At 63.7% G+C, this 23,534-nt stretch carries 27 protein-coding genes; all 27 read left to right on the forward strand.

Annotated features, from left to right (window positions below; genetic code table 11):
- Positions 1–18 precede the first annotated feature (18 nt).
- The 27 genes from ABE493_RS07785 (at position 19) to ABE493_RS07910 (ending at position 23,534) form a co-directional block, all read left to right on the forward strand.
- Positions 19–654, forward strand: coding sequence for a hypothetical protein (locus tag ABE493_RS07785; protein ID WP_346498367.1), 636 nt, complete (start codon positions 19–21; stop codon positions 652–654).
- A complete protein-coding gene (locus tag ABE493_RS07790; protein ID WP_346498368.1) occupies positions 651–2,888 on the forward strand; it encodes a phage terminase large subunit family protein in 2,238 nt (745 codons plus the stop codon). Before ABE493_RS07785 ends, ABE493_RS07790 begins: the two co-directional genes overlap by 4 nt.
- Before the next feature lie 8 nt (positions 2,889–2,896).
- Positions 2,897–3,544 (forward strand): hypothetical protein, encoded by a 648-nt coding sequence (locus ABE493_RS07795; RefSeq protein WP_346498370.1) that lies wholly within the window; start codon positions 2,897–2,899, stop codon positions 3,542–3,544.
- The gene (locus ABE493_RS19430; RefSeq protein ID WP_430980730.1) at positions 3,544–3,765 is read left to right on the forward strand and encodes a helix-turn-helix domain-containing protein; all 222 of its coding nucleotides are present in this window, start codon (positions 3,544–3,546) and stop codon (positions 3,763–3,765) included. The genes ABE493_RS07795 and ABE493_RS19430 overlap by 1 nt, the downstream gene beginning before the upstream one ends.
- Before the next feature lie 334 nt (positions 3,766–4,099).
- Positions 4,100–4,306, forward strand: a complete 207-nt coding sequence (gene gpW, locus ABE493_RS07800; protein WP_346498371.1) for a gpW family head-tail joining protein — start codon at positions 4,100–4,102, stop codon at positions 4,304–4,306.
- A gap of 104 nt (positions 4,307–4,410) precedes the next feature.
- Positions 4,411–5,973, forward strand: a complete 1,563-nt coding sequence (locus tag ABE493_RS07805) for a phage portal protein (RefSeq protein ID WP_346498372.1) — start codon at positions 4,411–4,413, stop codon at positions 5,971–5,973.
- The gene (locus ABE493_RS07810; protein ID WP_346498373.1) at positions 5,970–7,274 is read left to right on the forward strand and encodes a S49 family peptidase; all 1,305 of its coding nucleotides are present in this window, start codon (positions 5,970–5,972) and stop codon (positions 7,272–7,274) included. Before ABE493_RS07805 ends, ABE493_RS07810 begins: the two co-directional genes overlap by 4 nt.
- Positions 7,271–7,645: a head decoration protein gene (locus ABE493_RS07815; RefSeq protein ID WP_346498374.1), complete on the forward strand. Its 375-nt coding sequence runs from the start codon at positions 7,271–7,273 to the stop codon at positions 7,643–7,645. The genes ABE493_RS07810 and ABE493_RS07815 overlap by 4 nt, the downstream gene beginning before the upstream one ends.
- Before the next feature lie 18 nt (positions 7,646–7,663).
- A complete protein-coding gene (locus tag ABE493_RS07820; protein WP_346498375.1) occupies positions 7,664–8,701 on the forward strand; it encodes a major capsid protein in 1,038 nt (345 codons plus the stop codon).
- Positions 8,702–8,820: 119 nt separating this feature from the next.
- The gene (locus ABE493_RS07825) at positions 8,821–9,078 is read left to right on the forward strand and encodes a hypothetical protein (RefSeq protein WP_346498376.1); all 258 of its coding nucleotides are present in this window, start codon (positions 8,821–8,823) and stop codon (positions 9,076–9,078) included.
- Positions 9,075–9,455 (forward strand): hypothetical protein, encoded by a 381-nt coding sequence (locus ABE493_RS07830; protein WP_346498377.1) that lies wholly within the window; start codon positions 9,075–9,077, stop codon positions 9,453–9,455. The genes ABE493_RS07825 and ABE493_RS07830 overlap by 4 nt, the downstream gene beginning before the upstream one ends.
- A gap of 5 nt (positions 9,456–9,460) precedes the next feature.
- The gene (locus ABE493_RS07835; protein WP_346498378.1) at positions 9,461–10,291 is read left to right on the forward strand and encodes a hypothetical protein; all 831 of its coding nucleotides are present in this window, start codon (positions 9,461–9,463) and stop codon (positions 10,289–10,291) included.
- Complete coding sequence (locus tag ABE493_RS07840) at positions 10,288–10,737, forward strand: hypothetical protein (RefSeq protein WP_346498379.1); 450 nt, start codon at positions 10,288–10,290, stop codon at positions 10,735–10,737. The genes ABE493_RS07835 and ABE493_RS07840 overlap by 4 nt, the downstream gene beginning before the upstream one ends.
- The gene (locus ABE493_RS07845; RefSeq protein ID WP_346498380.1) at positions 10,713–11,012 is read left to right on the forward strand and encodes a hypothetical protein; all 300 of its coding nucleotides are present in this window, start codon (positions 10,713–10,715) and stop codon (positions 11,010–11,012) included. The genes ABE493_RS07840 and ABE493_RS07845 overlap by 25 nt, the downstream gene beginning before the upstream one ends.
- A complete protein-coding gene (locus tag ABE493_RS07850) occupies positions 11,009–11,308 on the forward strand; it encodes a hypothetical protein (RefSeq protein ID WP_346498381.1) in 300 nt (99 codons plus the stop codon). Before ABE493_RS07845 ends, ABE493_RS07850 begins: the two co-directional genes overlap by 4 nt.
- Positions 11,301–11,726, forward strand: a complete 426-nt coding sequence (locus ABE493_RS07855; RefSeq protein ID WP_346498382.1) for a hypothetical protein — start codon at positions 11,301–11,303, stop codon at positions 11,724–11,726. Before ABE493_RS07850 ends, ABE493_RS07855 begins: the two co-directional genes overlap by 8 nt.
- A complete protein-coding gene (locus ABE493_RS07860) occupies positions 11,723–12,358 on the forward strand; it encodes a hypothetical protein (RefSeq protein ID WP_346498383.1) in 636 nt (211 codons plus the stop codon). The genes ABE493_RS07855 and ABE493_RS07860 overlap by 4 nt, the downstream gene beginning before the upstream one ends.
- Positions 12,355–12,546, forward strand: a complete 192-nt coding sequence (locus ABE493_RS07865; protein ID WP_346498384.1) for a hypothetical protein — start codon at positions 12,355–12,357, stop codon at positions 12,544–12,546. The genes ABE493_RS07860 and ABE493_RS07865 overlap by 4 nt, the downstream gene beginning before the upstream one ends.
- A 40-nt stretch (positions 12,547–12,586) precedes the next feature.
- Complete coding sequence (locus tag ABE493_RS07870; RefSeq protein ID WP_346498385.1) at positions 12,587–13,351, forward strand: hypothetical protein; 765 nt, start codon at positions 12,587–12,589, stop codon at positions 13,349–13,351.
- Between the two features lie 3 nt (positions 13,352–13,354).
- Entirely contained in the window at positions 13,355–13,864 is a 510-nt protein-coding gene (locus ABE493_RS07875; RefSeq protein WP_346498386.1) for a DUF6631 family protein, read from the forward strand.
- A gap of 129 nt (positions 13,865–13,993) precedes the next feature.
- Positions 13,994–17,275, forward strand: coding sequence for a phage tail length tape measure family protein (locus ABE493_RS07880; RefSeq protein WP_346498387.1), 3,282 nt, complete (start codon positions 13,994–13,996; stop codon positions 17,273–17,275).
- Positions 17,275–18,477, forward strand: coding sequence for a hypothetical protein (locus tag ABE493_RS07885; RefSeq protein ID WP_346498388.1), 1,203 nt, complete (start codon positions 17,275–17,277; stop codon positions 18,475–18,477). Before ABE493_RS07880 ends, ABE493_RS07885 begins: the two co-directional genes overlap by 1 nt.
- On the forward strand, positions 18,467–19,309 hold the full coding sequence (locus ABE493_RS07890; protein ID WP_346498389.1) for a phage BR0599 family protein: 843 nt from the start codon (positions 18,467–18,469) through the stop codon (positions 19,307–19,309). Before ABE493_RS07885 ends, ABE493_RS07890 begins: the two co-directional genes overlap by 11 nt.
- Entirely contained in the window at positions 19,300–19,728 is a 429-nt protein-coding gene (locus ABE493_RS07895; protein WP_346498390.1) for a hypothetical protein, read from the forward strand. The genes ABE493_RS07890 and ABE493_RS07895 overlap by 10 nt, the downstream gene beginning before the upstream one ends.
- The gene (locus ABE493_RS07900) at positions 19,725–19,949 is read left to right on the forward strand and encodes a hypothetical protein (protein ID WP_346498391.1); all 225 of its coding nucleotides are present in this window, start codon (positions 19,725–19,727) and stop codon (positions 19,947–19,949) included. Before ABE493_RS07895 ends, ABE493_RS07900 begins: the two co-directional genes overlap by 4 nt.
- Entirely contained in the window at positions 19,939–22,653 is a 2,715-nt protein-coding gene (locus ABE493_RS07905) for a hypothetical protein (RefSeq protein ID WP_346498392.1), read from the forward strand. Before ABE493_RS07900 ends, ABE493_RS07905 begins: the two co-directional genes overlap by 11 nt.
- Entirely contained in the window at positions 22,653–23,534 is an 882-nt protein-coding gene (locus ABE493_RS07910) for a hypothetical protein (protein WP_346498393.1), read from the forward strand. The genes ABE493_RS07905 and ABE493_RS07910 overlap by 1 nt, the downstream gene beginning before the upstream one ends.

Genomic DNA, 23,534 nt, shown 5'->3' on the forward strand with positions numbered 1-23,534 from the left:
AAATGGAGAGGGAGATACATGGTTGAAAGCATGCGCCACGAAGAGCTGGGCTTTCGCGAGTTCGCAACGCGCATGGGCTGGCGGCCGAGCTACATCACGGAGCTGCGTAAAAGCGGCCGCCTGGTGCTGACCGCCGATTCCCGGCGTGTGCTGGTGCAGCCCTCCATTGATCGCATCAACGCAACCCGCGATCCGTCGCGGGAGGGCGTCCGTGCGCGCCACGCCGCCGGGCGCACCGAGCTGCCTGCAGCTGCCAGCGACGCGCCAGCAGAGATGCCAGTGCCAGCGCCCAGCGTCGGCCCGGCGGGCGACCTGGAGGGCGATGGCGATGACATCGTCGACATCAACAGCCCGCACCAGGTGCGGCGTGCCAAGGCACTGGCCGACAAGGAAGAGGCCAACGCCCGCAAAGTGCTGCGCGAGGAAGCGCAGGAGATGGGGCAGTTGTTGGTGCGCGATGAGGTCGTGGCTGCGGTGAGCGAATCAGTCGTTACCCTTCGCCGCAAGCTGGAGTTGCTGCCGGCCACCATCGCTGCAACACTCGCTGCCACCGACGACGAGGATGAAGTGCGCACGCTTCTGCGGGACAGTATCGAAGCTGCGCTGGAATCCGCTTCAAAGAAGCTGTTCGCGCTGGGGCGCAAGAGCGCATGAGCGCCGTCATCGCCGCCCCGAGCTACGGTGACGCAGTGGCCGAGATCGCACGGGCCGTAGCCAGGGCAATTGCACCACGCAAGCACATGTTGGTCAGCCAGTGGGCGAAGGACAATCGCGTGCTGTCGTCCAAAGGCAGCTCCAGCCCAGGTGAGTGGGACAACACGCGCAACCCGCTGCTGGTGGAAGTGATGGATTGCTTCAGTGCGCGGAGCAACGTGCACGACGTGGTGGCTGTGTTCCCGGTGCAGTTCGGCAAATCGGAGACCGAGACCAACATCCTCGGCTACACCATGTGCGAGAACCCGCAGCCCATCATGGTGGCACTGCCCGGCGAGGTGTCGGCCAATAAGTGGATCGATCAGAAGCTCAACCCCATGATCGAATCCACCAAGGCCGTGCAGCGTGTGCTCACCAGCACCAACAGCCGGGAATCTTCCAACCGCCGATCCTTCAAGGATTTCGAGGGCGGCCAGCTCTATATCGAGCACGCCGGCAACCCGGTGCGTTTGAAGAGTACCTCGGTAGGCCTGCTTCTCGCCGATGAGTTCTCCAGCTTCGCCAGCGAGCTGCGCAGCGGCGATGACCCTGACGAAATGCTCGATGGCCGCACGTCCGCGTTTCCCAGCACGTACAAGCGCTTCAAGATCGGCACGCCAGAAATTGCCGGCCTGTGCCGCGTCACCGAGTTGTACCAGGCCTCCGACCAGCGGCGGTGGCACTGGCCTTGCCCAGACTGCGGTCATGAGCAGCCCTTCGAGTGGGCTGGCCTACAGTGGACGCCAGACTTGAAGCAATGCTGGTACGTGTGCCGCGAATGCGGCGTGGTGATCGAAGAACATCAGAAGACGCGGCTCATCGCGGCAGGCCACTGGGTGCCGGGCAATCCCGGCGCCCCCACACGCGGCTACCAGGCCAATGGCCTCTACTACCCGATGGGCCTCGGCCCGCGTTGGCTGGAGTTGGCCCAGCGTTGGGTGCGCGCCCAAGGCGACCTGGCCAAGCTCAAGACCTTCATCAATGACCGTCTGGCGGAAGCCTGGGAAGACAAGAGCACGGCCAAGGCCAAGCCCAACCTGATCAAGGATCGTCTGGAAACTTATCGTCTGCGAGTGGCACCGCAGGGAGTGTTGTGCATCACCGCCGGTGTTGATACGCAGGACGACCGCCTGGCCGTGCAGATCGTTGGCTGGGGCAGGGGCTTGGTGGCGTGGGTGCTGGACTACGTGGAGCTGGCGGGCGATCCGGCCGAGCTGCTCGTGTGGGCCAAGCTCACCGACCTGCTCAACCGTGGCATCGCGCATGTGAGCGGTGCAATGCTGCCGGTGGAAGCCACGTGCATCGACGCAGGTGGCCACCGCACTGAGTACGTCAAGCACTATTGCCGCCAGCGGCTCATCCGCCGTCCGCTGTGCATCTTCGGTGCAAAGCCCAACAACGCGCCGCCCTTGGGTCGCCCCAAGCTGGAAGACGTCAACTACAAGGGCAAGCTCGACAAGAAGGGCGTCACCATCTACCAGGTGGGCACGGTCAACATCAAGCAGTGGCTGTTCCCGCGGCTGGGGGCCGATGCTGAGCGCGAGCCTGATGCACGGCAGATCCACCTGAGCGAGGATCTTGACGATTTCTACGTCAACGGCCTGGTCAGCGAAAAGTACAACCCGAAGACAGGGCGGTACGAAAAGGTGCGTGGTGGCGTGCGTAACGAGCCGCTGGATACCTTCGTCTACGCCAACGCTGCGGCACATCATCAGGATTTGCGCCTGCACCGCATGAGTACCGCCGACTGGGACGTGCGTGAGCGCCGCATCGTCGAGCTCTCCCGCGAAGATTGGTCGCACGTTTCCCGTGAAACAACGGTTCCTGAGCAGATAGAGCAAACCGCCTCCGAAGCGCACAACAGCGTTTCCCGTGAAACAACGCCGGGTGAGGTGGTCGCCTTGTCTGTTCGCGCTGCGATCGATTCCGTCCTATGCAAGCTCGAGCGTGAGCCCTCAAGCGTGCCTTCGGCGGGTGAGCTTGCGACATGGGCGGCAGCGCAGGGTGGCACGCCTGATGAAGTAGCGCTGCTTGCTGCAATCAACAGCGTGCTGCAAGCGTCAGACGGGCAGGCCATCGCCGGTGTCATTCCAGCTGATCTGGCCAACAAGGCGAGCGATGTGCTGCGCGGGTTGGCCCCCATTCAACGCACGCGCCGGTTTGTGCGCGGTACACGTCACCAGGGTTTGAGGTAGGAGTACCCATGAAGCAGCATCACGAAATGACCCTCGCCCAGCAGCTCGCCAACTGGGGCCGTTGGCAACCGCCTCAAGGCGGCTTGTGGGGCGAAACCGAGCACGATCCAGTCAGCGCGAGGATCGAGCGCATCGTCCAGCGCATGGAAGCACAGGGGCGCTGGAAGGAGGCCAAGGTACTGCGCGTGGAAGCGGCAATGGGTGGTCGTTCAGAGGCCGAACGGCTCCTGCACCTCGCCCGGGTCGGCGTGCAGTTGGGGCGCTCGGCGTACTACGCGTACCTCAAGTCAGCGCATGCCTTCATCGATGGCGCGCTTCCACTCGAGCCGCTGTGGACTAAAGTCACCGTGAGCCAGTGGCATGACGACTACACGGTTGAGCGTCAGATGAGATCCGCGTGCTGTCCCCACGTGCTGATTGAAAAATGTTATCCGCATGAGCTTTGCATCGGGCCGCACTTCGATGACGGAAGCCTTTCCCACGTCTACTGCACCTGTGGGTGGAAGTGTGCTGGTGCCGCGAGCGACGAGGATGCGTTGGTCGCCTACAACGCTCTGGTGGGTTTTGAAGTGGTGCCGCTGTCTGAGTGGGTGCGCGTCGACCATGTTTCACGGGAAACGCTGGGTGACGATGATGACGACGAGTCCCCCTTCTGATGCGCGGTTGTAGGCTCCAGGTGTTGCTGCTCGCAGAATGCAGTGAGGTGACGGCAGCTGATGTAAGCCAGGCTGCAGGGCTTTCCCCGGCGAATGCATCAGCGGTGCTCAGTCAGCTCTTCAACGAAGGCTATCTCATCCGGCGGGAGGTGGTGGTAAAGCGGCGCGGTCGCCCGGCCCTTGCGTACCGGGTCAAGCTGTCGGATGCGAGTAATGACTGACCGCGCACATCAAACGGCGCCCCATCCCGTCGCCTGGCGATTGACCTGGAAGGATGGGCGCACATCCAACTGGCGTGAGATGCCCGCTCGAAAAGTGAAGCCGTCCGACGGTGGCGCTCGGCTTGAGTTTGCCTATGCGCCATGCGGCCACTGTGCTGCGTTTCCCGTGAAGCATGCGAAGTGACGCCAGCCTGCGGAATATTCAAGCATTGTTTGTTGCGTCCGGACGCGATTTTTCCAGAATGAGTTAGCGGCAGGGTTCGCCGCTAAACAGCCCCGCCAATGCGCGGGGCTTTTTGTTGCCCCGGCCCACCGATCAGGACCGATGGCCGACATGCAGCAACAACTCGACGAAGCAATTGCTGCGCGCCACGCATGGCGCACTGGCAAGACGCGTGCTGCTGCTGCCTTCGGTGATCGGCGCATCGAGTACTCCGTGGAAGGCATGAAGCAGCTGGACGCCTACATCGCAGAGCTGCGCCGGCAGCTGGCTGGCCCTGCTGCTCGGCGGCGTCGCGTTACTTACCTGGCGCCGCGTTGATGGGTACTGCAACGGTAGCCCGGGAGCGCTTGCAGGGCACTGTCCAGCTGGACAGGGCGATACGCGCTGCCGTCCACAGCGCGGCCCAGCAGCACGCGACGCCCATGGCATCGCAGCCGGCTGTGTCGGAAACCCGCAACCGCGGCGCATCGCGCATGCTGCGCAGCCTCAGCAGCTGGAATCCCGCGCTGGGCAGCCCGCGCAGCGATCTCCCCCGGCACGAGCTCAACACACTGCGTGCCCGCAGCTACGACGCCATCCGTAATTCGCCCATCGCCCGCGCGGCCATTGTGCGCAGCCGCACCAGCATCGTCGGCACCGGCTTGGTATGCAGGCCCGCAGTGGACTACGACGCCCTGGGGATTTCCCTCGAAGAAGGCGACCGCATCAACAGCCAGCTGCGTGCGAGCTGGGAGCGTTGGGCCGAAGACCCAGCCGAGTGCGACGTGGAGGCGGGCTTCGACATCTACGGCTTGCAGGCCTTGTCTCTTATGGCGTCGATGGCCGGCGGTGACGTATTCGCGTTGACACCCAGCGAACTGCGCACCGGTGGCGTCAATCATCTGAAGGTGCAGCTCATCGAAGCGGCACGCGTCAGCAATCCCAACGACGCAACTGACACAGCGACGCGCGCCGACGGCATTGAAGTTCGAGGCGCGACACCTGTCGGCTGTTGGGTACGCAATACGCATCCCGGCGATACCCACACGTGGGTGGCGCCGCGCTGGGACTACTACGACTTCTTCGGCGGTGCGACCGGGCGCCGGCGCGTGCTGCAGGTGTGGAACGAAAAGGAACGGCCGGGCCAGCTGCGGGGTGCGCCCTATCTGGCGCCGGTACTGGAGCCGCTCAAGCAGTTGGATCGCTACGGGGATGCCGAGCTCATGGCCGCCGTGGTAAGCGCCATGTTCACCGTCTTCATTGAGCGCAATGGCGAAACCGAGACCGATGAAAACGGCAATCCCATGCCGGTATTCGACGAGCCGGATGCGAGCGGGTCGGTTGCCTTGGGTAACGGCGCAGTGGTCGATCTTGCCCCTGGCGAGAAGGTGCATGACACCAACCCGCAGCGCCCAAATGTCAACTTCGATCCGTTCTTCACCGCTATCGTGAAGCAGATCGGCGCCACGCTGGAAATCCCGCTGGATGTACTGCTGCTGCAGTTCAACAGCAGCTACTCAGCCGCGCGTGCCGCCATGCTGGAAGCGTGGCGCTTCTTTAACCTGCGCCGCTGGTACCTGGTGCAGCAGTTCTGCCAGCCGTTGTACGGCTTGCTGGTGGATGAGGAGGTTGCCGCCGGCCGCGTATCGCTGCCCGACTACGCAGATCCCATCCGCCGCCGCGCGTGGACGCGTGCGCTGTGGATCGGCCCGGCAAAGGGCTCCATGGACGAATACAAGGAAGCACTGGCCGCCAAGGTGCGTATCGAGAACGGCACCAGTAACGAAGCCATGGAAACGGCCGCAGCGTCCGGCGAGGACTGGAACACCGTTTACGCGCAGCGCGTGCGCGAGGTCAACCAGCGCAAGCGGGACGGGCTATGGAATCAGCCGAATGCAGCGGTGGGGGGTGTTGGCTCGGGCCGCCCGGGGAGCACCCCGGGCGGTTCCGATCTGCTCGATGACGAAGACGCCGCAGGGCGCCCAGCCAGGAAGGGTGAAGAATGATCAGTGCCTACCAGCTCGCCGCATCGCAGCCGTGGCTTATCCAGCGTGAAGCATTGGAAACCGTGCTGTCGGTGGCCCAGCGCTACGGCGATGCCGAGGCGTTGGAAACCAAGCTCGGCCGCCCGCTCGACAATGCCCGCACCGTCACCATGCGCGACGGTGTCGCGGTGATTCCGGTCACTGGCCCCATCTTCCGCTACGCCAACTTGTTCACCGCCATCAGCGGCGCCACCAGCACGCAAGTGCTGGCAACCGACATCCAGGCGGCACTGGACAACCCGTACGTCAAAGCCATCGTGCTCGACTTCGACACGCCCGGCGGCGTAGCCACCAGCATCAATGAGCTGGCCGAGCAGATCGCGGCCGGACGGGAGCGCAAGCCCATCAAGGCCTACGTCGGCGGTGCCGCCGCATCGGCCGGTTACTGGTTGGCAAGCGCCACTGGCGAAATCGTTGTCAGCGAGACGGCGCTGCTCGGGTCCATTGGTGTGCTGATGTCCTACATCGACTCACGCGAGCGCGACGCGAAGGCGGGACTGAAACAGGTGGACATCGTGTCCAGCCAGTCGCCGGACAAGCGCATCGATCCGGACACGGACGAAGGCCGCGCGAAAGTGCAGGCGATGGTCGATGGTCTGGCCACGGTGTTCGTTGATGCCGTGGCCCGCAATCGTTCCGTCACTGCGGAAACCGTGATGGCCGATTTTGGCCGTGGCGGCGTACTGCTGGGCCAGCAAGCAATCAAGGCCGGTATGGCCGACCGCATCGGATCACTTGAATCCGTGATCGCCGAGCTGGCCGGTTCTGCCAGCAATTCCACGAGGAACAAGCCCATGGGTAACACCAAAGGGCAGGTCACGGTTTCCAGCACCGACGACCTGCGCAACGCGCTGGCAGCAGGCCACACCGCTGACCAGATCACCATCGCAAGCAACGAGCAGGCTGTTGCTGCTGCGCGTGCGGCCGGTGTGGAGGATGGCAAGCAGACTGCCACGGACACTGCCGTCGCCGCTGAGCGCACTCGCATTGCCGACATCCAGGCACTGGCCCGCAAGGGCTTTGAGAGCCAGGCGCAGGCGGCCATCAACAACGGCGACAGCCCGGAAGCCTTCGCCATGACCGTGCTCAAGGCGGCGAAGGATCGCGGCATCACGCTTGATGCCATCGGCCAGGATGCGCCGGCTGCTGCCGCCCATTCGCGGCCCACTGATGACAGTGGCAAGCCTGCGGCCACCCTCAACACGCGCGACGTGTACGCACGCCGTGCGCAAGCCAGTTCCAACAAAGGGGCCACCCTATGAACGCGAAAGTAGAGAACAACCGGACGGGTGACTTCCTGCTGTCCGAAGCCAACGGCAGCTACTCGCGCGAGAACGACATCCTCGCCGCCGGTGCAGGTGTGCTGCAGGCCGGTACCGTACTGGGCCGGCGCACTTCCGACAACAAGCTGGTGCCCCTCAATCCGGCCGCTGATCCGGCCGATGGCAGCGAGAAGGTGGCCGGTGTGCTGTGGGCCGGTGCTGACGCCACCACCGCGGATGTCGCCGTGGTGTCGGTCTGCCGCGCAGCCGAAGCGAAAGCCGAAGGCCTGCAGTGGCCCGCTGGCATCACCACCCCGCAGCAAACCACCGCGATCGCGCAGCTCGCTGAGCTGGGCATCGTTCTGCGCTGATCGAAGGAGCAAACCACCATGACCGATCTGATGTCCGATGTTTTCAATGGCGATGCTTTCAGCACCGTCTCCCTTACCGATGCCATCAACAATATTCTGTTCGTCCCGGGCCGCGCAGGCCAAGTGGCGGGCTGGGAAGAAGAAGGCGTCCCCACCACCAGCATTGCCATCGAGGAAGACGGCGGCGAACTGAAGCTGGTCAACCCGACCCCGCGCGGCGGCCCGGGCGAGGCGTTCAAGTCCGACAAGCGCAACATGCGCAGCTTGGTGATTCCGCACTACCAGGTGGACGACTACATCGCCGCTGACAGCGTGCAGAACGTCCGCGCGTTCGGCACCACCAATCAGTTGGAAGTGCTGCAGGATCGCGTCAACGCGCAGTTGCAGAAGCACGTCAGCTGGAAGCTGGACCCGACGCTGGAATACCAGCGCGTGGGTGCACTCAAGGGCCTGATCCTCAACGCGGATGGCTCCACGCTCTACAACCTGTTCACCGAGTTCGGCGTGTCGCAGGAAGCTGAGGTCAACTTCGCCCTGACCGATGCCACCCCGGCACCGGGGATTCTGCGCGAAGTCTGCTCCAAGATCGTCCGCAAGATCGCCGACAACCTGGGCGGGGTGCCGGTGGGCGCAATCTACGCCGAGTGCGGCGATGACTTCTTCGACGCCCTGTTGAAGCATGCGGAGGTGATCGAGTCGTACAAGGGCACCCCGATGGCGCAGGTGCTGCGCGAGGGTTATGTGACCCCGAACGGCACCGTTTACGGCGTGTTCGAGTTCGGCGGGATCATCTTTGAAAACTACCGCGGCGGCGTAGGCGGCACCCCGTTCATCGGCACCAACTCCTGCCACATCTTCCCGGTGGGTGTGCCCGGGTTGTGGCGCACCGTGTACGCCCCGGCGGACTACGAAGAGACCGTCAACACCATTGGCCTGCCGCGCTATGCCAAGCAGTACCCCACGGCGAATGGCAAGGGTCGCAGCCTGGAAGTGCAGATGAACGCCCTGAACTACTGCACCCGCCCGAAGGTGCTGATGAAGGGCAAGAAGGCCTGATTGACCGCCGCCGCACGCATATGCCCGGGTGGCGCGTGCGGCGGCGGATCTTCCCCCCTTGGCGAGTAGGGCAGATGAGCCAACCACATAGCAACCTTGAAAAGGCCGCAGAGAACACCGTGACGCGCTTCATCGTGCAGCTGGTAACACCCGCGCTGATCGGGCTTGTCGCGTTCTTCGGCCAGATGAAACTGGCGAGCATCGAGGACAGCCAGGCTTCGATGGCGAAGGAGCAGCGCGAGCAAGCCGACCGCTCCGGATCAATGGCATCGGACCTGCGCAACCTCAATACCCGTTTCGATCTGATCGCAGTACGCAAGCTGGACGAACTGGACAAACGCGTGGAGCGCCTCGAACAGGTGACAAATACCCCATGAGCATCATCACCACCATCCTCTCCCGCGTGCGGGCATTCTTCTACCAGTCGCAGGAGTTCACCCTGTGGCTGCCCGGCCTGGTTGTTCTTGCCGTGCTCGGCTACGTACTGCTGGGCGCGGTTGTCCGCGTTGGCCCCGATGCATTGGCCTGGTTGGCCGAACTGCCCGCGTTGTGCGCGTATGCCGCTGCATGGCTGGCCTTCTCGTGGGCCATCAAGGCGGTGTACATGCACGACATTCCGCGCGTATTGGAGCGGGATCTGCAGGAGCAGGTGCTGGCGGGCGATGCGCATGCGCGCTGGCTGCTGGTGAAGGATCGGCTGGAGACCTTTGCCGCACTGCTGCTGTCGCTGGCCTTCTTCTGGCCAGCGCGGTGATCGCCATGCGCAGGTTGACCTACATCCTTGTTCTGCTGCTATGTGCCTGTGCTGCTGCACCGGTACCCGCTGCATTGCCGCTCGTCGTGACGACGCCGGCGCCGACGGCCGAGCGCGTGGACGCGGTTGTTGAGGATATGCAGTCCGCGACGGCTGCGCATGCGGCACCGGCCATTGCGGCGGTGCGTGACGTGGTGCAGGCCGTGCTGCCGGCGCCGGAGGATGACGAGCCGCCGCTCGTCTCCCCGGCGGCGGTGGCCCATATCGTCCGCTGGGAGGTCACCAGCCCTGCGTACTACCAGCGCAAGTTGCAGCGTCCGATCTGGCCCGGCGGTGCAAGCGGCGTCACGTGGGGTATCGGCTATGACGGCGGCCACCAGTCGGCCCGCCTCATCCTGCGCGACTGGGAGGCCCATCCCGACGCGGCGCAGCTGGCCGGTACCGCCGGCATCACGGGCGGCCGCGCAAAGGCTGCCCTTCCGGCTTACCGCGACATCATCGTTCCTTTTGGCCTGGCCGAGCGCGTGTTCGTTGATACGTCTCTGCCCGTATACCGCCGGTCGACGTTGCATGCCTACGGCGATGGCGCGTTGTCCTTGCCACCGGATGCCTTCGGGGCACTGCTTGGCAATACCTACAACCGGGGCAGCTCGATGGTTGGCGATCGCAACCGGGAAAAGCGTGCCATCCGCGACGTCTGCATTCCTGCTGGTGATGTCACGTGCATCGGCATGCAGCTGCGCAGCCAGTGTCGCTTGTGGCGAGACACCGCGCTCGAGGCTGGACTATGCGGGCGCCGCGATAGCGAAGCCGCGCTCGCCGAGGGGGCGCGATGAACGCACTTCTGGCAAAGCTCACGGTGAAGCCGCTGCTCTGCTCGATTGTGGCTCTGCTGCTGTTGGTCGTGGTGCTAGCTGTGTGCTGGGGTGTTGATGCGCGAACAAGCACGGCGGATCTGACCACAGCGCAGGCCGCTGCAGACGTAGCCACCACACAGATGCAAAGCGCCCGCGCCCGCGTGCAGGAACTGACCGACGCGAATGTTGGCTGGCGCCGCACGGCAGGCGTGCTGCAGGCCGAGCTGAAGGCTGCGCAGGAGCAGGTCGTCACCATCCGCAAGCAGAGTGAGGCCGCCATCGTCGCAGCACAGGCCCGCGAGCGTGATGCGAACCAAGTCCTGGAAACGTTCATGGCCCGCTATGCGGAACAGGTAAAAGCCGCAGCCTGTGCGCAGGCTCTCACAAATGTGGAGGCCGTATGCCCGGCATTTCGCGGCTACTGATGTGCGTGCTGCTGGTGCTGATGTTGGCCGGTGCAACCTGCCAGCGAAAGCCTGAGCAGCCCGAGCAGGGCGTTGCCGTGGCTCCCGAGCCAGTGGTGGTGGAGCGGCGCGTGTACGTGCCGGTGCCGCGCATGCTTACCCGGCAGGAGGCGATCGCGGAAGGTCCCATCCCCATGTGCTACGACGTCGCAGCCCAGCGTCGTGCCGCCATCGAGCGCCTCAACGCACGCATGCAACAGATCCAGGCCCTGCAGGGCACGGAGGCCAAGCCGTGAGCTTCGACGAGTCGGTCATCCTGTCGCTGCACCAGGAGCTGTTCGAGCTGTTCGGCTCGGATGGGGTGGTGACACGCGCCGGCGTGAAATCGCCGGTGCGCGTGGTCGTCACCAGCGGTGTCGAGCGCTATGGCAGCAACGGCGAGGTGCTGGGTGTAGTCGATTTGGTTAGCTTCCAGTTGTCAGAGTGGCATCCGAAGGCGGGTGACCAGGTCGAGGTAAAGGGTTGGGTGAAGAAGATCGATGTCATTGCGAAGAACGACGGCTTCGTGGCCGAGGCGGTGATGCTTGGCTGAGCCCGCTCGCACCCAGCAGATTCTTGGGAACCTGCAGGCGCGCCTGCAGGAGATCACCGTTGCCAACGGGTACCGTACTGATGCCGGCGCCGACGTGCGGCTGGAAGAGAGCAGGGAGCCTGCAGAGGCGCCGCGTATCACTCTGTACTCCGGTCAGCGTGTGAGGCCGCAGGACGCGCGTACGCGTGGTGAGCGCGAGTTCACGCTCATCGTTGAGGCGCGCATCCCCGTCGCGCTGGACAGCGTGTACAGCCTGGCCAGAAGTATCGATGAGGACATCGAGCAGGCGCTGGATCAGTACCTGCCGCAGCCGCTTGCGCTGCCACTGGACTTTGAAGAATCGCTCACGCTGGATCGGCCTGATGGTCTGGCAGAAGTCGTGGTGCAGCAGATGTACACCACGAGGTACCGCCGATGACCACTGCGAATGTCGCGGCCGGCAAGCGGGGTCGCATCAGCATGGGCTTCGAGCTGCAGGGCGCGCTCAGTGCATCACGTAACTTGGGCCTGCTCGCCGATCGCCTGCCGTGGGTGCAGCGGCGGGCCATCCAGACCCTACGGCGGCGTCTGCCGGTAGAGGCGCGGCGTGACGCGCAGGCGGAATACAACATCGGCCTGCAGCGTTTCAATCGGGACATCAGCACGCGCATCACCGACGAGGAGATCAAGCTAGTCGGTCACTTCCGCGGCATTGGCCTGCGCAACTACGCAGCACGCCAGACAGCCAAGGGCATCACTGCTTCAGTGATTCGCGGTCGGCGCTCGCAGTACCCGGGGGCATTCTTCGCGCAGCTCAACAGCGGCAACGTGCAGGTGGTGTCCCGGTTCGGCGCGAAGCGTGTGATGACCCAGGGCCGCTACAAGGGCAAGCGCCGCCAGCCGATCGCCGTGGAGTACGGCGCCACCGTGGCGCAGATGCTCGCAAAGGGGCGACGCCCCGAGCGTCTTGCTGACTTCGCGCGCGGGGTGCTGCAACGCGAAGTAATGCGCCTGTTCGACTACTACGACCATGACGGTCCTATGACCACTAACACCGAGGATTCGCAATGAGTACCACAAAGAAGATTCGCATCTACGTGCCGCACACCCACAACGGCAAGAGGTACGTGCCTGATGCCAAGGGCATCGAGCTGGAAGTGAGCCAGCCCGATGCCGCGTTCCTGGAGTCGATCGGTGCTACCAAGCCGCCGTCGCTCGAACAGGATGTGTTGCTGGCCGCAGGCCGCAGCGCCAGCTGATCGAAACACCCGCTGAGCCAGACAACAGAGGTCAATGAACATGGAAACCAAAGATTTCAGCTTTCAAGGGAAGGTCTACCTGGGTACGCGCCTCGCAGGTGGCAAACCTGGCGTGCTGCGCTGGGTGGGCGATTCCCCTAAGTGTGAGGTGGCGCTGAGCACCGAATCGGAGACGCGGCGCGAAAGCTATTCGGGGAAGCGCCTGCCTTCAGCACGCCTGCAGAAGGGCAGTGACGCCAAGGTCAGCATGACCTTGAACTGGGCGAATGCAGACAATCTTGCGCTGGGGCTTTACGGCAAGATCATCACGGTTGCCGGCGGCAGCGTGACGGCCGAGGTGCTGCCCACTGGCCTGGTGGCGGGTGATGTGATCGCACTGGACCGCGGTGGTGTCAGCACGTTGGTGATTACCGACAGTACCGCATCGCCGGTCACTGCAACCGAAGGTACGCACTATGCACTGGAGTCCGCCAACGGCGGCATCGTGCGCATCATCGATCCTGCATCGTTGGTCCAGCCGTTGAAAGCTGCCTACCAACATACGGCGAGCAGGGATGTCTCCATGTTCACCGGCAAGCCACCTGAGCGCTACCTGCTGCTGGATGGCATCAATACCCTGGACAATTCGCCGGTAAAGATGCGGCTGTATCGCCTGCAGTTCGATCCGTTCAGCAGCATTCCGCTGATCAATGAGGGCTTCGGCACGCTGGAGCTGGAAGGGGCGGCCTTGTACGACGACGAGGCCGCGCTGGACGACGATTTCGGTGGCTTCGGCAAGATTGAGCAGTCGACGGCGGTGGCCTGATCCATGGCGAACAAGGTCAGCAAGCGCACCACCAAGGAGGCCGCCGGGGATTCCCCGGCGGCCCTGTCCGAGCTGAGTCCGGATATCACCATCACCGTCGCAGGCCGCAACGTTACCGTGCGCGAGTACGGCTTCTTTGAAGGCCTGGATGTGGCCCAGCGCGCTGTTGGTCTGATCGCCGACATGCGCGTGATGTGTGAGGGCGGCGAGCTCAATTACACACGCATCCGCCGTCTGTTTGCCCAGCACCGAGACCTGGTGGTGGAGCTGGCAGCGCAATCCGCCGATGTTGAGCCGGGCTGGGTACGTGGGCTGGAGAGCGACCGCAAGGGCTCGGCACTGTTCTTCGATACCTGGTTCGGTGTGAACAGCAGTTTTTTCATGCACGAAGTCGTCAACGAGATGCGCGATGCGAGGGCGGCGACGTCGATTGGTATGGCGCTTTCGCAGAACTCGCAGGTGCCGGCCTCGGCGACTTCGATCGAATCGGCCGGTTCACCGAGCGGCAAGTGATTGGGCTGCTCGCAGCCGTACGAGCCGGCAGAAAGCAGCATCGAGCAGATGCCATCGAGGACCGGGTGCTCGCTCGATGGGATGTAAAAGCGGCACAGGCGCGGGTAAGGGAACTGAGGAAATCGCAACGTGGCAAACCGCGACTTTGAGCTGACAATGCGCGCACGGGCGGACTTTGATTCCGCCCGTCGTGAAATCACCGGGACCTCCAGGGATCTGGGTGCGCTGGGTGATGCGGCAGTGGGTGCCAATGACAAGCTGGCTCAGAGCAGCCGATCCGGCTCCGGCACCGATCGCATCCGCGACATGGTGCAGAAGTCGCTCGCCGAGCTGGAGGGCGCGCGCGCGCTCCTGGACGCAGAGCAAGCCAGCGCTGTACCCGCGCAGTCGGGCGTAGCCGGGGCATTGCAGCAACAGGCCACGGCTTACCAGTCCCTTGCCGCTGCCAGTCGCACTACGCAGCAGAACGTTGCGGCGGAAATTGCGCTGATCGGTCAACTCGAAGCTCGGCTCGCACGAGGGGCCAGCAGCGCCGATGATCTGGCCGACACTGAAGCCGCGCTCGATGTGGCAATGCGCAAGGGGCTGGTCACTACCGATCAGTACGATGAGGCGCTGTCCAGGCTCAACGAAGAGCAGGTCAAGCTCGACCGCGAGGCGGAGAAGAGTGGCAAGACACTGCAGGCCACCGTATCCCGCTATGACAAGGCCACAGCAGGCCTGCAGCGCCTGGTCAAGGACGAGGCACAGCTGAAAGCGGCGGTTGACGCAGGCCGCATCTCGCGCGAGCAATACAACCGTGCGATGGCCGCGATTGGCAACGAGCGTGCCAAGCTGCTGGCCGTGCGTGATGGCGCACGGCAGGCAGCGTCTGCGATGGCGGGGCTCAATCTGGAATCGGCCAGCGCGCAGCGCAACCTTTCGCAGATGGTCAGCTACGCCGTGAGCGGACAGTGGCAGCTTGCCGGCAGCCAGATCATGCAGATGGGCAACGAGGCCGGCCTGATGGGCGGCCTCGTGTCGGGTGCTGGGCTTGCTATCGCCGGGGTGTTGGCCACTGTTGGTGGCCTCACTGCAGCAGTCGTGAGCAACTACATCGAGATGCGTGCATTCGACTCCGCGCTCATCTCCACCGGCTACAGCGCTGGAGTGACCAGCAGCGCCTTGGCCGGCATGCGCAACGAAATTGGGGGCGCGACCGGCAACTACGGCAATGCCCAAGCTGCGCTGGAGGCCTTGGCTGGATCGGGCAAAGTAGTTTCTGATGCACTGGAGGCGTCGGGCGCGGCGGCCGTGAATCTAGCCGAGTTGACGGGGCGCAGCATCGAGCAGACCACGGCCGAAGTGCTGACGCTGGCAGATGCTCCGACCGAGGGGTTGCTGAAGCTCAACGAGCGCTATCGGTTCCTCACGCTCGAGGTGTACGAGAACGTCAAGTCGCTGGAAGATCAGGGTAGGGCACAGGAGGCTACCCGCGTAGCAACCGATGCACTGGCGGCTGCTACCGCAACGCGTGTTGCTGAGATGCGTGCCAACGCCGGTTCCCTGGAGCGGGCGTGGTACGACGTGCGGGACTCCGTGCGCAGCGTGTGGCAACAGGTCAAGGACATAGGTCGGGACGATGCCGAAGCCCGCATTGCTGCTGGCCAGCGCGGCATCCTGATGTTGAATGACCAGCGGCTGGACGTGCAGCGCCGCCTTGCGATCGGGGGCATAGACAAAGCAGAGGCTGCGCGGGCCGAACAGCAGCTGCGCAGTCGCATCGCGCTGGAGCAGCAGAACATCGCGCAGTGGCGGGAACGCAAGGGCTTGCAGGATGAGGCAGCCGCGGCCAAAGCTGAGGAACTGCGGGTGCAAGACCAGGCGGTGCGCGCAGCGGCATCCGTCGACCGGGACATGGCGCGTATCGACAAGAAGGTCGAGCGTCAGCAACGGCTCAATGAACTGGTCGAGAAGTACAACCAGATTGCGGTGGCGAACCCTTCGGACAAGCGCCTGTTCGATGGCTCGTATGAGAAGCTCAAGGCGGCCATTGAGAAGGAAACCGATGGTGGAAAGCCGAAAAGCGGGACTTCCACGGCAAAACAAGCTGGGCCAGATGATGCCGCGCTGCGCGAGATCGACAATCTTGAGCGGCAAGTTGCGCTGCTGGCTGACCTGGGCGAGGGGCAGCAGCGTACCAGCGAATTCGCGCGGATCCGCTACGAGGTGGAGCAGGGTGCATATCGCAACGCCAGCGAGGCTGTAAAGCAACAGCTGGTGGATCAATCGCAGCTGCTCGACAGCGAGCGTGCGCGGCGCGAAGAAGCGGAGAAGAATCGCAAGCTCATCGAAGAGACCGGGCGGAGCTATGAGCAGCTGACCGATGCCCTCCGCACACCCGCAGAGGCAGCGCTGGACAAGGCGATCGACCAGATCAACGTGCTGAACGCAGCCATCAAGGCCGGCATCGCGGATCAGGCTGTCTACGACGAGACCCTGCAGAAGATATTCACCGGATCCTTCACGAAGGCGCCGACCTTTCAGGGCATCAGCCCGGAGATTGCTGGGCCATTCGGAGAGCTCAACAAGATCAGCGACGCCCAGGCCGAACTGGAAGCCTGGTACCAGACCCAGCTGGATCTGAATAACAAGTTCCGCGCCGAGAAGAAGATCTCGGATGAAATGTGGAACCAGCAGGAACAAGCGCTGAAGCAGCAGCACGAAGATGCGCTCGCGCGCATTGAGAGTGCACGCCACCAGGTGATGCTGGCTGGGGCCGCGGATGCATTCGGCAGTCTTGCTGAAATGGCCAAGAGCCATGCTGGCGAGCAGAGTCGCACGTACCGCGTGCTCTTCGCAATTTCAAAGGGCTTTGCCGTCGCGCAGGCTGCGGTCGCGCTGGCGCAGAACGTCGCCGAGGCCAGCAAGCAAGGTTGGCCGCAGAACATCCCGGCGATCGCTGCAGCATTCGCGCAAGGTGCAACCATTGCTTCCCTGCTCTCCGCGGCCGAGTACGCCACTGGCGGCCGAATTCGTGGTTCCGGTACCGGCACCAGTGACGATGTGCCGATATGGGCATCGAATGATGAATTCATGGTGCGCGCCGCCTCGGCACGTGAGCCGGGTGCCTACGCGTTTCTGGACGACTTCAACCAGCGCGGGATGTCTGCGCTGTATGACTGGCAACAGTTTGCCGATGGGGGTCGCATTGCAGCCAACGATTCCGTCGCCGGCCCGAACTGGAGCAGGGTCAACACATCAGCCACACGTGCTGCGCAGGCTGGGGGTTCGGCCGCGCTGCGCTTGTACAACCTCTTTGACTTGGACGCACTTGCGCAGGCTGTTGCAAATCACCCAGCGACGGAAAAGCAGATAGTCAACGTCGCTAGTCAGAACGGCCAGGCCATCCGTGCCGAGTGGAATACCTGATGGGCTTTGCCGCCAACAAGCCGCCCATCTGGCCCGTGGCACCCGACTGGAGCGAAGGCGTCCAGGAAACGCTGTCTTGGTCGACGGAGGTGCTGCGTGGTGATGCTACGGCATTGAGCGTGCATACCGGCCTGCGGCTTGGGCCTCGCCGCTCACTCTCCTTCCGCATCCTCGCTGGGGCACGGGAGAAGCGCGTGGCAGCGATGCTGCTAGCCGGGCACAGCGGGCAGTGGCTGCTGCCGGTCTGGCCGGACGTGCAGTGCCTGCCCGCCACAGTGACCGCTGGTGATGTGAACATCGCTTGCGACACCGCCGGCCGGGACTTCGTTGCCGGCGGCCAGGCATTGCTATACACCGATGTCACAACGTGGGAAGCGGTGGACGTCGCCAGCGTGACGGGCAGCCAGCTGCAGCTCACGGCCCCTGTGTCCGCAGCCGTAGCAGCAGGCGCCCGTCTGTACCCGCTGCGCCTTGCCCGACTGCAGGGTGATGCGGAGGAGACACACCTGAGCGACGACGTCAGCCGCCGGACGCTCACGTTCAACATCCGTGGGGCTAGCGAATGGCCGTCGCTGACTGCATCAACGCTGTACCTGGGGCACCCCGTGCTCACCGTCCGGCCGGATGAAAGCACCGACCCTGCCAGCACGCTGGAGCGGTTGCTGAAGAGTGTGGACTATGGGAGCGCACAGCCTTTCGTCCACGACATCAGCAAACTGGCGCTGCGCACGCAGCAGAGCCACTGGAAGCTATTCGGCCGTGATGAGCACACATGGTTCCGCTCGCTGCTCTATACGCTGGAGGGGCGCGGGAATCCAGTATGGGTGCCGAGCTGGGCAGCGGACCTGAAGCCGCTCTTCAGTGTGCCGTCCAACAGCACCACGCTGCAGGTCGAGTGGGCGGGCTATACGCTCTATGGCCTCGGCCGCCCCAATCGCCGTGACCTGCGCATCGAGCTGCAGGATGGCACCGTGTTGTACCGCCGGATCATTGACGCCACAGCTGCCAGCGCCGTCGAGACGCTGATGCTGGACCAGCCGCTGGCCAACACCGCGATCCCGGCGGCAAGGATCCGCATGATCTCGTTCCTTGCGCTGTGCACACTTGCCAGCGACGACATCGAGCTGCAGCACATCACGGATGCAGATGGCGTTGCCACAGTCACAACTGGGTGGTCGGAGGTTGTTCCCGATGCAGCCTAACCGCTTCGGCCGCAAGCGCGTCCATCTGTTCGTGTTCTCGCGGCAGAACCTGGTCTGGCGGTACTGCACGGCCGACCGCGCCCTTGTGGTTGATGGGAAGGTCTACACGTCAGCCCAGATTGAGCGAGGCGACATCAAGCAGACCGCCGAGCGCGCGAAAGACAAGCTCAGCATCAAATGTGCGTACCTACTCGACCCATCGGCTTTGGAATATCCGTCGACGCAGCCCCTTGGTGACAACTGGTTCCCGACCATCCCATCAGATCCGGTCACTGTTGTCTGCCTGGGCTACGACGCCGGCGAAGGCAATGCACCGACGGTCGAGTGGATGGGCGAAGTAACGCAGCCGAAGTTCACCGACACCGAGCTCGAGCTCCTTTGTGAGCCGACCAATGGGCTCGGCCGTGCGCGCGGCCAAGGGATGAAGTGGCAGCGCACCTGCGGGAAGACGCCTTACTCCACTGGCATTCGGGGCTGCAACCTCGATGCAGCGCTGTACGAAGTCAACGGTGTGGTGACCTCGGTCACCACCGCCGGCATCACCGTGGCGGAGTTCGCATCCGCTCCGTTCCCCTTGGGAGGGGGCTACATCACCTGGGCGCGACCCAACGGCATTATCGAGCGGCGCTCGATCACCGGTCACGCAGGTGACACGGTTGCATTGATGTTCGGGGCCGACGGGCTTGCGGTGGGTGCGGTCGTCAGCTCCTGGCCGACGTGCCCGCGTACATGGTCGGCATGCCTCGCCCGTGACAACACCCTCAACTATGGCGGCAGCATCTACAAGCCTGTGAAGAATCCCTTGGACGGAGTGTCGATGTCATGGGGCTGATTCGACACATTCGCCACCGAGCGAACATCTATGCATGGCGAGCAAGGTACTTCTGGCTCGATACCCCCCGGGGTGGCGCTGCGAAGGTGGCTACGTTCTGTTTCGCGGTCTTTGTGGTCATCCTGCAGCTGATCCGGCTCGCCGTCGCCAGTCTTGTGCCGCCACCTGCTGGAGAGCCTGCGAAGGCCGTCTATTGGTGGGTCGTGCAGCTGATCATCCTCGTCGTATCCGCAGCTATTTCGTATGCGATGCGGCCCAAGTCCGAGAAGCCGAAGCCCGTTGCCGGTGACGCCCCGACCGTAGAAGACGGCGCAGACGTGAAACATCACTTCGGGGACTGCTGGGTGAGCGATGAGTTCTTCCAGGCATGGCGGGTGACCGGAACAAAGCCGATCAAAACGAAGGGAGGCAAGAAGTGAGCGAACTGATCGTCACGCTTGCTCATTTGCGCACCATTCCGGGCTTCAGCGCCCGGGGTGGCTTCTGTCGCCGTGGAGCGCATTCCTTCTTCCTGCAGCACCGGCTGGACTGGAGCCGGTTCATACGAGAGGGAATTCCAGCAGCACAACTGGAAGGGACGGGGGATGCGATGGCGCAGGCGCTGGTGAACTGGGCAAGGGAGTGTGTCAGTGGGCGGTAAATCGAAAAAGGTCACGGTTGGTTATTGGTACGAGCTCGGCATTCATGGAGGGCTGGGGATCGGTCCGATCGATGCGTACCTGGAGCTGCGCGGCGGCGATAAGACCGCCTGGAGCGGCGTGGCCACGCATAGCCAAACGATACGAATCAATGCCCCGAATCTGTGGGGGGGCGAGAAAGACCAGGGCGGTATCGTGGGCGAGATTGACCTGATGTTTGGCGAAGCCGACCAGCAGCCCAGCGCACGGCTGGCGCGGATCTTCGGCCCCCAACAACCAGCGTGGCGCGGCGTCGCTACCTATGCTTTTGAAGGCAAATGGGGTGCGATGAACCCATACCCTCAGAAGGGCAGTCACAAGATCCGGAAAATTCTCTCCGGGTGGGATGGTGAATGCTGGTATCCAGAAAAAGCCGCGATCCGCATGGCCGGTACGCCCGGTGTTGAGCCGGACCTAATCGCCGGCTTCAACCATTTCGGTGGTGTGACGGAAGGTCGGATGGCAACTTCCATCCAATCTTCGCTCAGTTGGACTGCTGGCGCGCAGGCCCGGCTTTCAAAGAGCATGCTCTTTGTTCTGGAGTGGGATAACGCTTGGCTGGCCGCAAACCTGCCGCGGCGCGCAATTGTGCGCGACCAGGACACGCAGGACGTAATCTATGACACGGAGTGGGTCGGCGAGGCTTCGATGAAGTCGGGGCTCAATGCCGTCCTCGAAGCGATCAACCGGACGGATCTGCAGGCGCCGTATCACGCCGGGAACACGACCTCCCGGGTCGTGACTCTCTCTTACATCCCGCGCGCACTTGAATGCACCCAGTACACGGTCCGGCCTGCCGGTGCCGGGAACAGCTTCCATAACCTACTTCAGCTATACATCCCGGCGGTACCCGACAGCCGGCTGTATGGCATGAACCCAGCACATGCCCTGTACTACGTGCGCACGCATGGCGAGATCGGCAGGGAGCCGTTGGCGAACATGAACGACGCTAGTTTCCGTGCAGCGGCCGACCGCCTCTACTCGGAAGGCTTCGGTATCACGACGGAATATGCGCCATCTTCGGAGAGCGTCGAAGAGTTCGAACAGCGCATCTGCAAGCTGATCGGCGGCAGCGTCAGCCGCAGCCTGGTCGACGGCCAGTACTACCTCGACCTTGCCCGTGGGGAGTATGTGCTCGAAGACCTGCCCATCATCGGCGATGACGACATCCTGGACTTCAAGATGCAGCCGTCGATCCTTGATGGCGCCGTGAACAGCATCAGCGTTAAGTACTTCGACCCCAACAAAAAGGAGTCGATCAACACGCCGCCGGCACAAGTTCTGGCGTTGATCGATGCCTTCGGCCTGATCCACCAGGATGTTGAGTATCCGGAGGCTCCCACAGCTGAGCTTGCGACGCGGCTCGCAGAGCGTGACGTGAGGCTGGGGGCAACACCGACCAGGGCCCAAGAGCTCGTCGTGATCCCTGATGCTGTACGCGCGATCCGGCCGAACCAGTACTTCCGGCTGAAGTCGCCGAAGCGGCGCATCGCGGAGATGGTTTGCCTGCTCGGGGAGAAGCAAAGCGGAACGCTCAAGAGCGGCGGCGTGAAGCTGGTGGCCTCGGAGGACACCTATAGCCTGCCGGCCAGCGCATTTGTTGAGGTTGAGCCGGGGGTTGATACGCGCCCGGATCCGACTGCGCACCCGATCACCCAACAGGTTGCGTTTGAAGCGCCCTACATCGAGCTTGTGCAGCGGATCGACCGCGCGAACTTAGACGTGCTCGCGGCCGACGCGGGCTACATGATCGCGGCGGCAGATCAGCCCGCAGATGGTGGGCGGAACTTCGTGCTTGCTGTCGCGGACGTGACAGGCGCCTACGCCCAGGACGGCGTCGGCGAATGGTGCCCGGTGGCCTTCGTCGCTGGCGATCCGCTGACCGCCGTCATCGGCCGTCTCGAGCAGTCCATCCCGGTGACGTCGATCACCCATGCCGATACCATCGCTGTGGGCTCCGCGGCTCTCTGGGGCGGCGAGATCGTACGGGTCGATGCCGTGGATACGGATGCCGGGGTGATCACGCTGGGGCGTGGGTGTGCGGACACGATGCCGGCCGAGCATGCCGCTGGCAGCCAGGTGTGGTTCTACGACGACGCTGGGGTTTCCGACCTGGTCGAGTACGCGTCGGGTGAGTCCGTGCGGGTGAAGCTGCTGACGTCGACCGGCACGCAGATCCTGGATACTGCAAGCGCGCTGACGATCACGGTGCCCATCGTCGGTCGCGTGGGGCGCCCGTACCCACCCGCGCGATGCGCTGTGAACGGAACGCTGTACCCTGCCGCGCCTGTGGCAGTGACAGGAAACATCGTGGTGACCTGGGCATCCCGGGATCGGGACGCCCAGGCTGATCAGCTGTTCGACGCCCTGATGCCATCGATCACCCCGGCGCCGCTGACCCGGTTCGGCGTTCGCGTTCTGACCGGCGATCTTGTACCTGTCACTTCGCGCGAGGACGTCGCCGGCACAACTGCGACGATCAGGCTACCGGCTGCTGGGGCCTACGTCATCGAGCTGTACTCGCTGAACGATGCTGGTCCCAGCCTGCAGGTCTTCCGTGCGCAGGTCGACCTGACACTGGGGCCAAGCCCGCCGACCGGAGCCGAGATCCTGGCGCCGACCTGGACGCGGCCGGAAGTGATCATCGATGCCGGGGAGATCACCTGATGGCAGAGGTGATTTCTTACCGGTTCCTGGTGCGCGGTGGCGCCGAAGCCGCCGTGGCTGCGCTCAATGAAGTGCCGCTGCGGCGAGAGCTTGTCATCGAGACTGACACGCTGAAGATGAAGCTCGGCGATGGCGTGACGCGCTACAACGACCTTCCATACTTCTCGGGCGGCAGCACGATCATTACCGTCTCCGCCGCGCCGACCGCGGGCCAAGGGCAAGACGGGGACTATGCGATCTGGCCGAGCTCGACGGCCCCAATGCTCTACGGTCCGAAAGCAGCTGGTGCATGGCCTGTCGGTGTGCCGCTGAAGGGCGCGAACGGCACTTCCGGCAGCGCTTGGTTGCGTGGCACCGCCGTGCCGGCGAGCTCCCTGGGCGCAAACGGCGACTACTACTTGCGCACCACCACGAATGACGTCTATGCGAAAGCGGCGGGCGCGTGGTCGGTGGTTGGCAACCTGCAGGGCTCGCCAGGCACTCCGGGTGAGAAGGGGGACGCCGGCGTGCCGGGACCGTCCTCGCATTGCTTCCCTACCGCCAGCTTTAGTGGCGGGGCCGGTGTCATCGAAGTGGGCGCAGCTCAGTCCCTGTATGTGCCATTCGGGTTCACGGTTACCGGCGCCGCGCTGATCGCAGACCGGGTGGGCACGGTCCAGATCGACATTCGCAAGACGTCGTTTGCCACATACCCCCCGACGTCCCTCAACAGCATCTGTGGCGGCTCACCACCTACGCTTTCGAACGTCGATAAGGGCATCGTGTCGGACCTTTCACTGTGGGACGTGGACATCGCCGCCGGCGACACCCTCCAGTTCGTCTGCACTGCCTGCGTCGGCATCAAAGCCGCGACGCTGACCCTCACTGGATTCAGGAGCTAA

Origin of the sequence: Stenotrophomonas terrae (assembly GCF_039674165.1) — a bacterium.
Taxonomy (GTDB): domain Bacteria; phylum Pseudomonadota; class Gammaproteobacteria; order Xanthomonadales; family Xanthomonadaceae; genus Stenotrophomonas; species Stenotrophomonas terrae_A.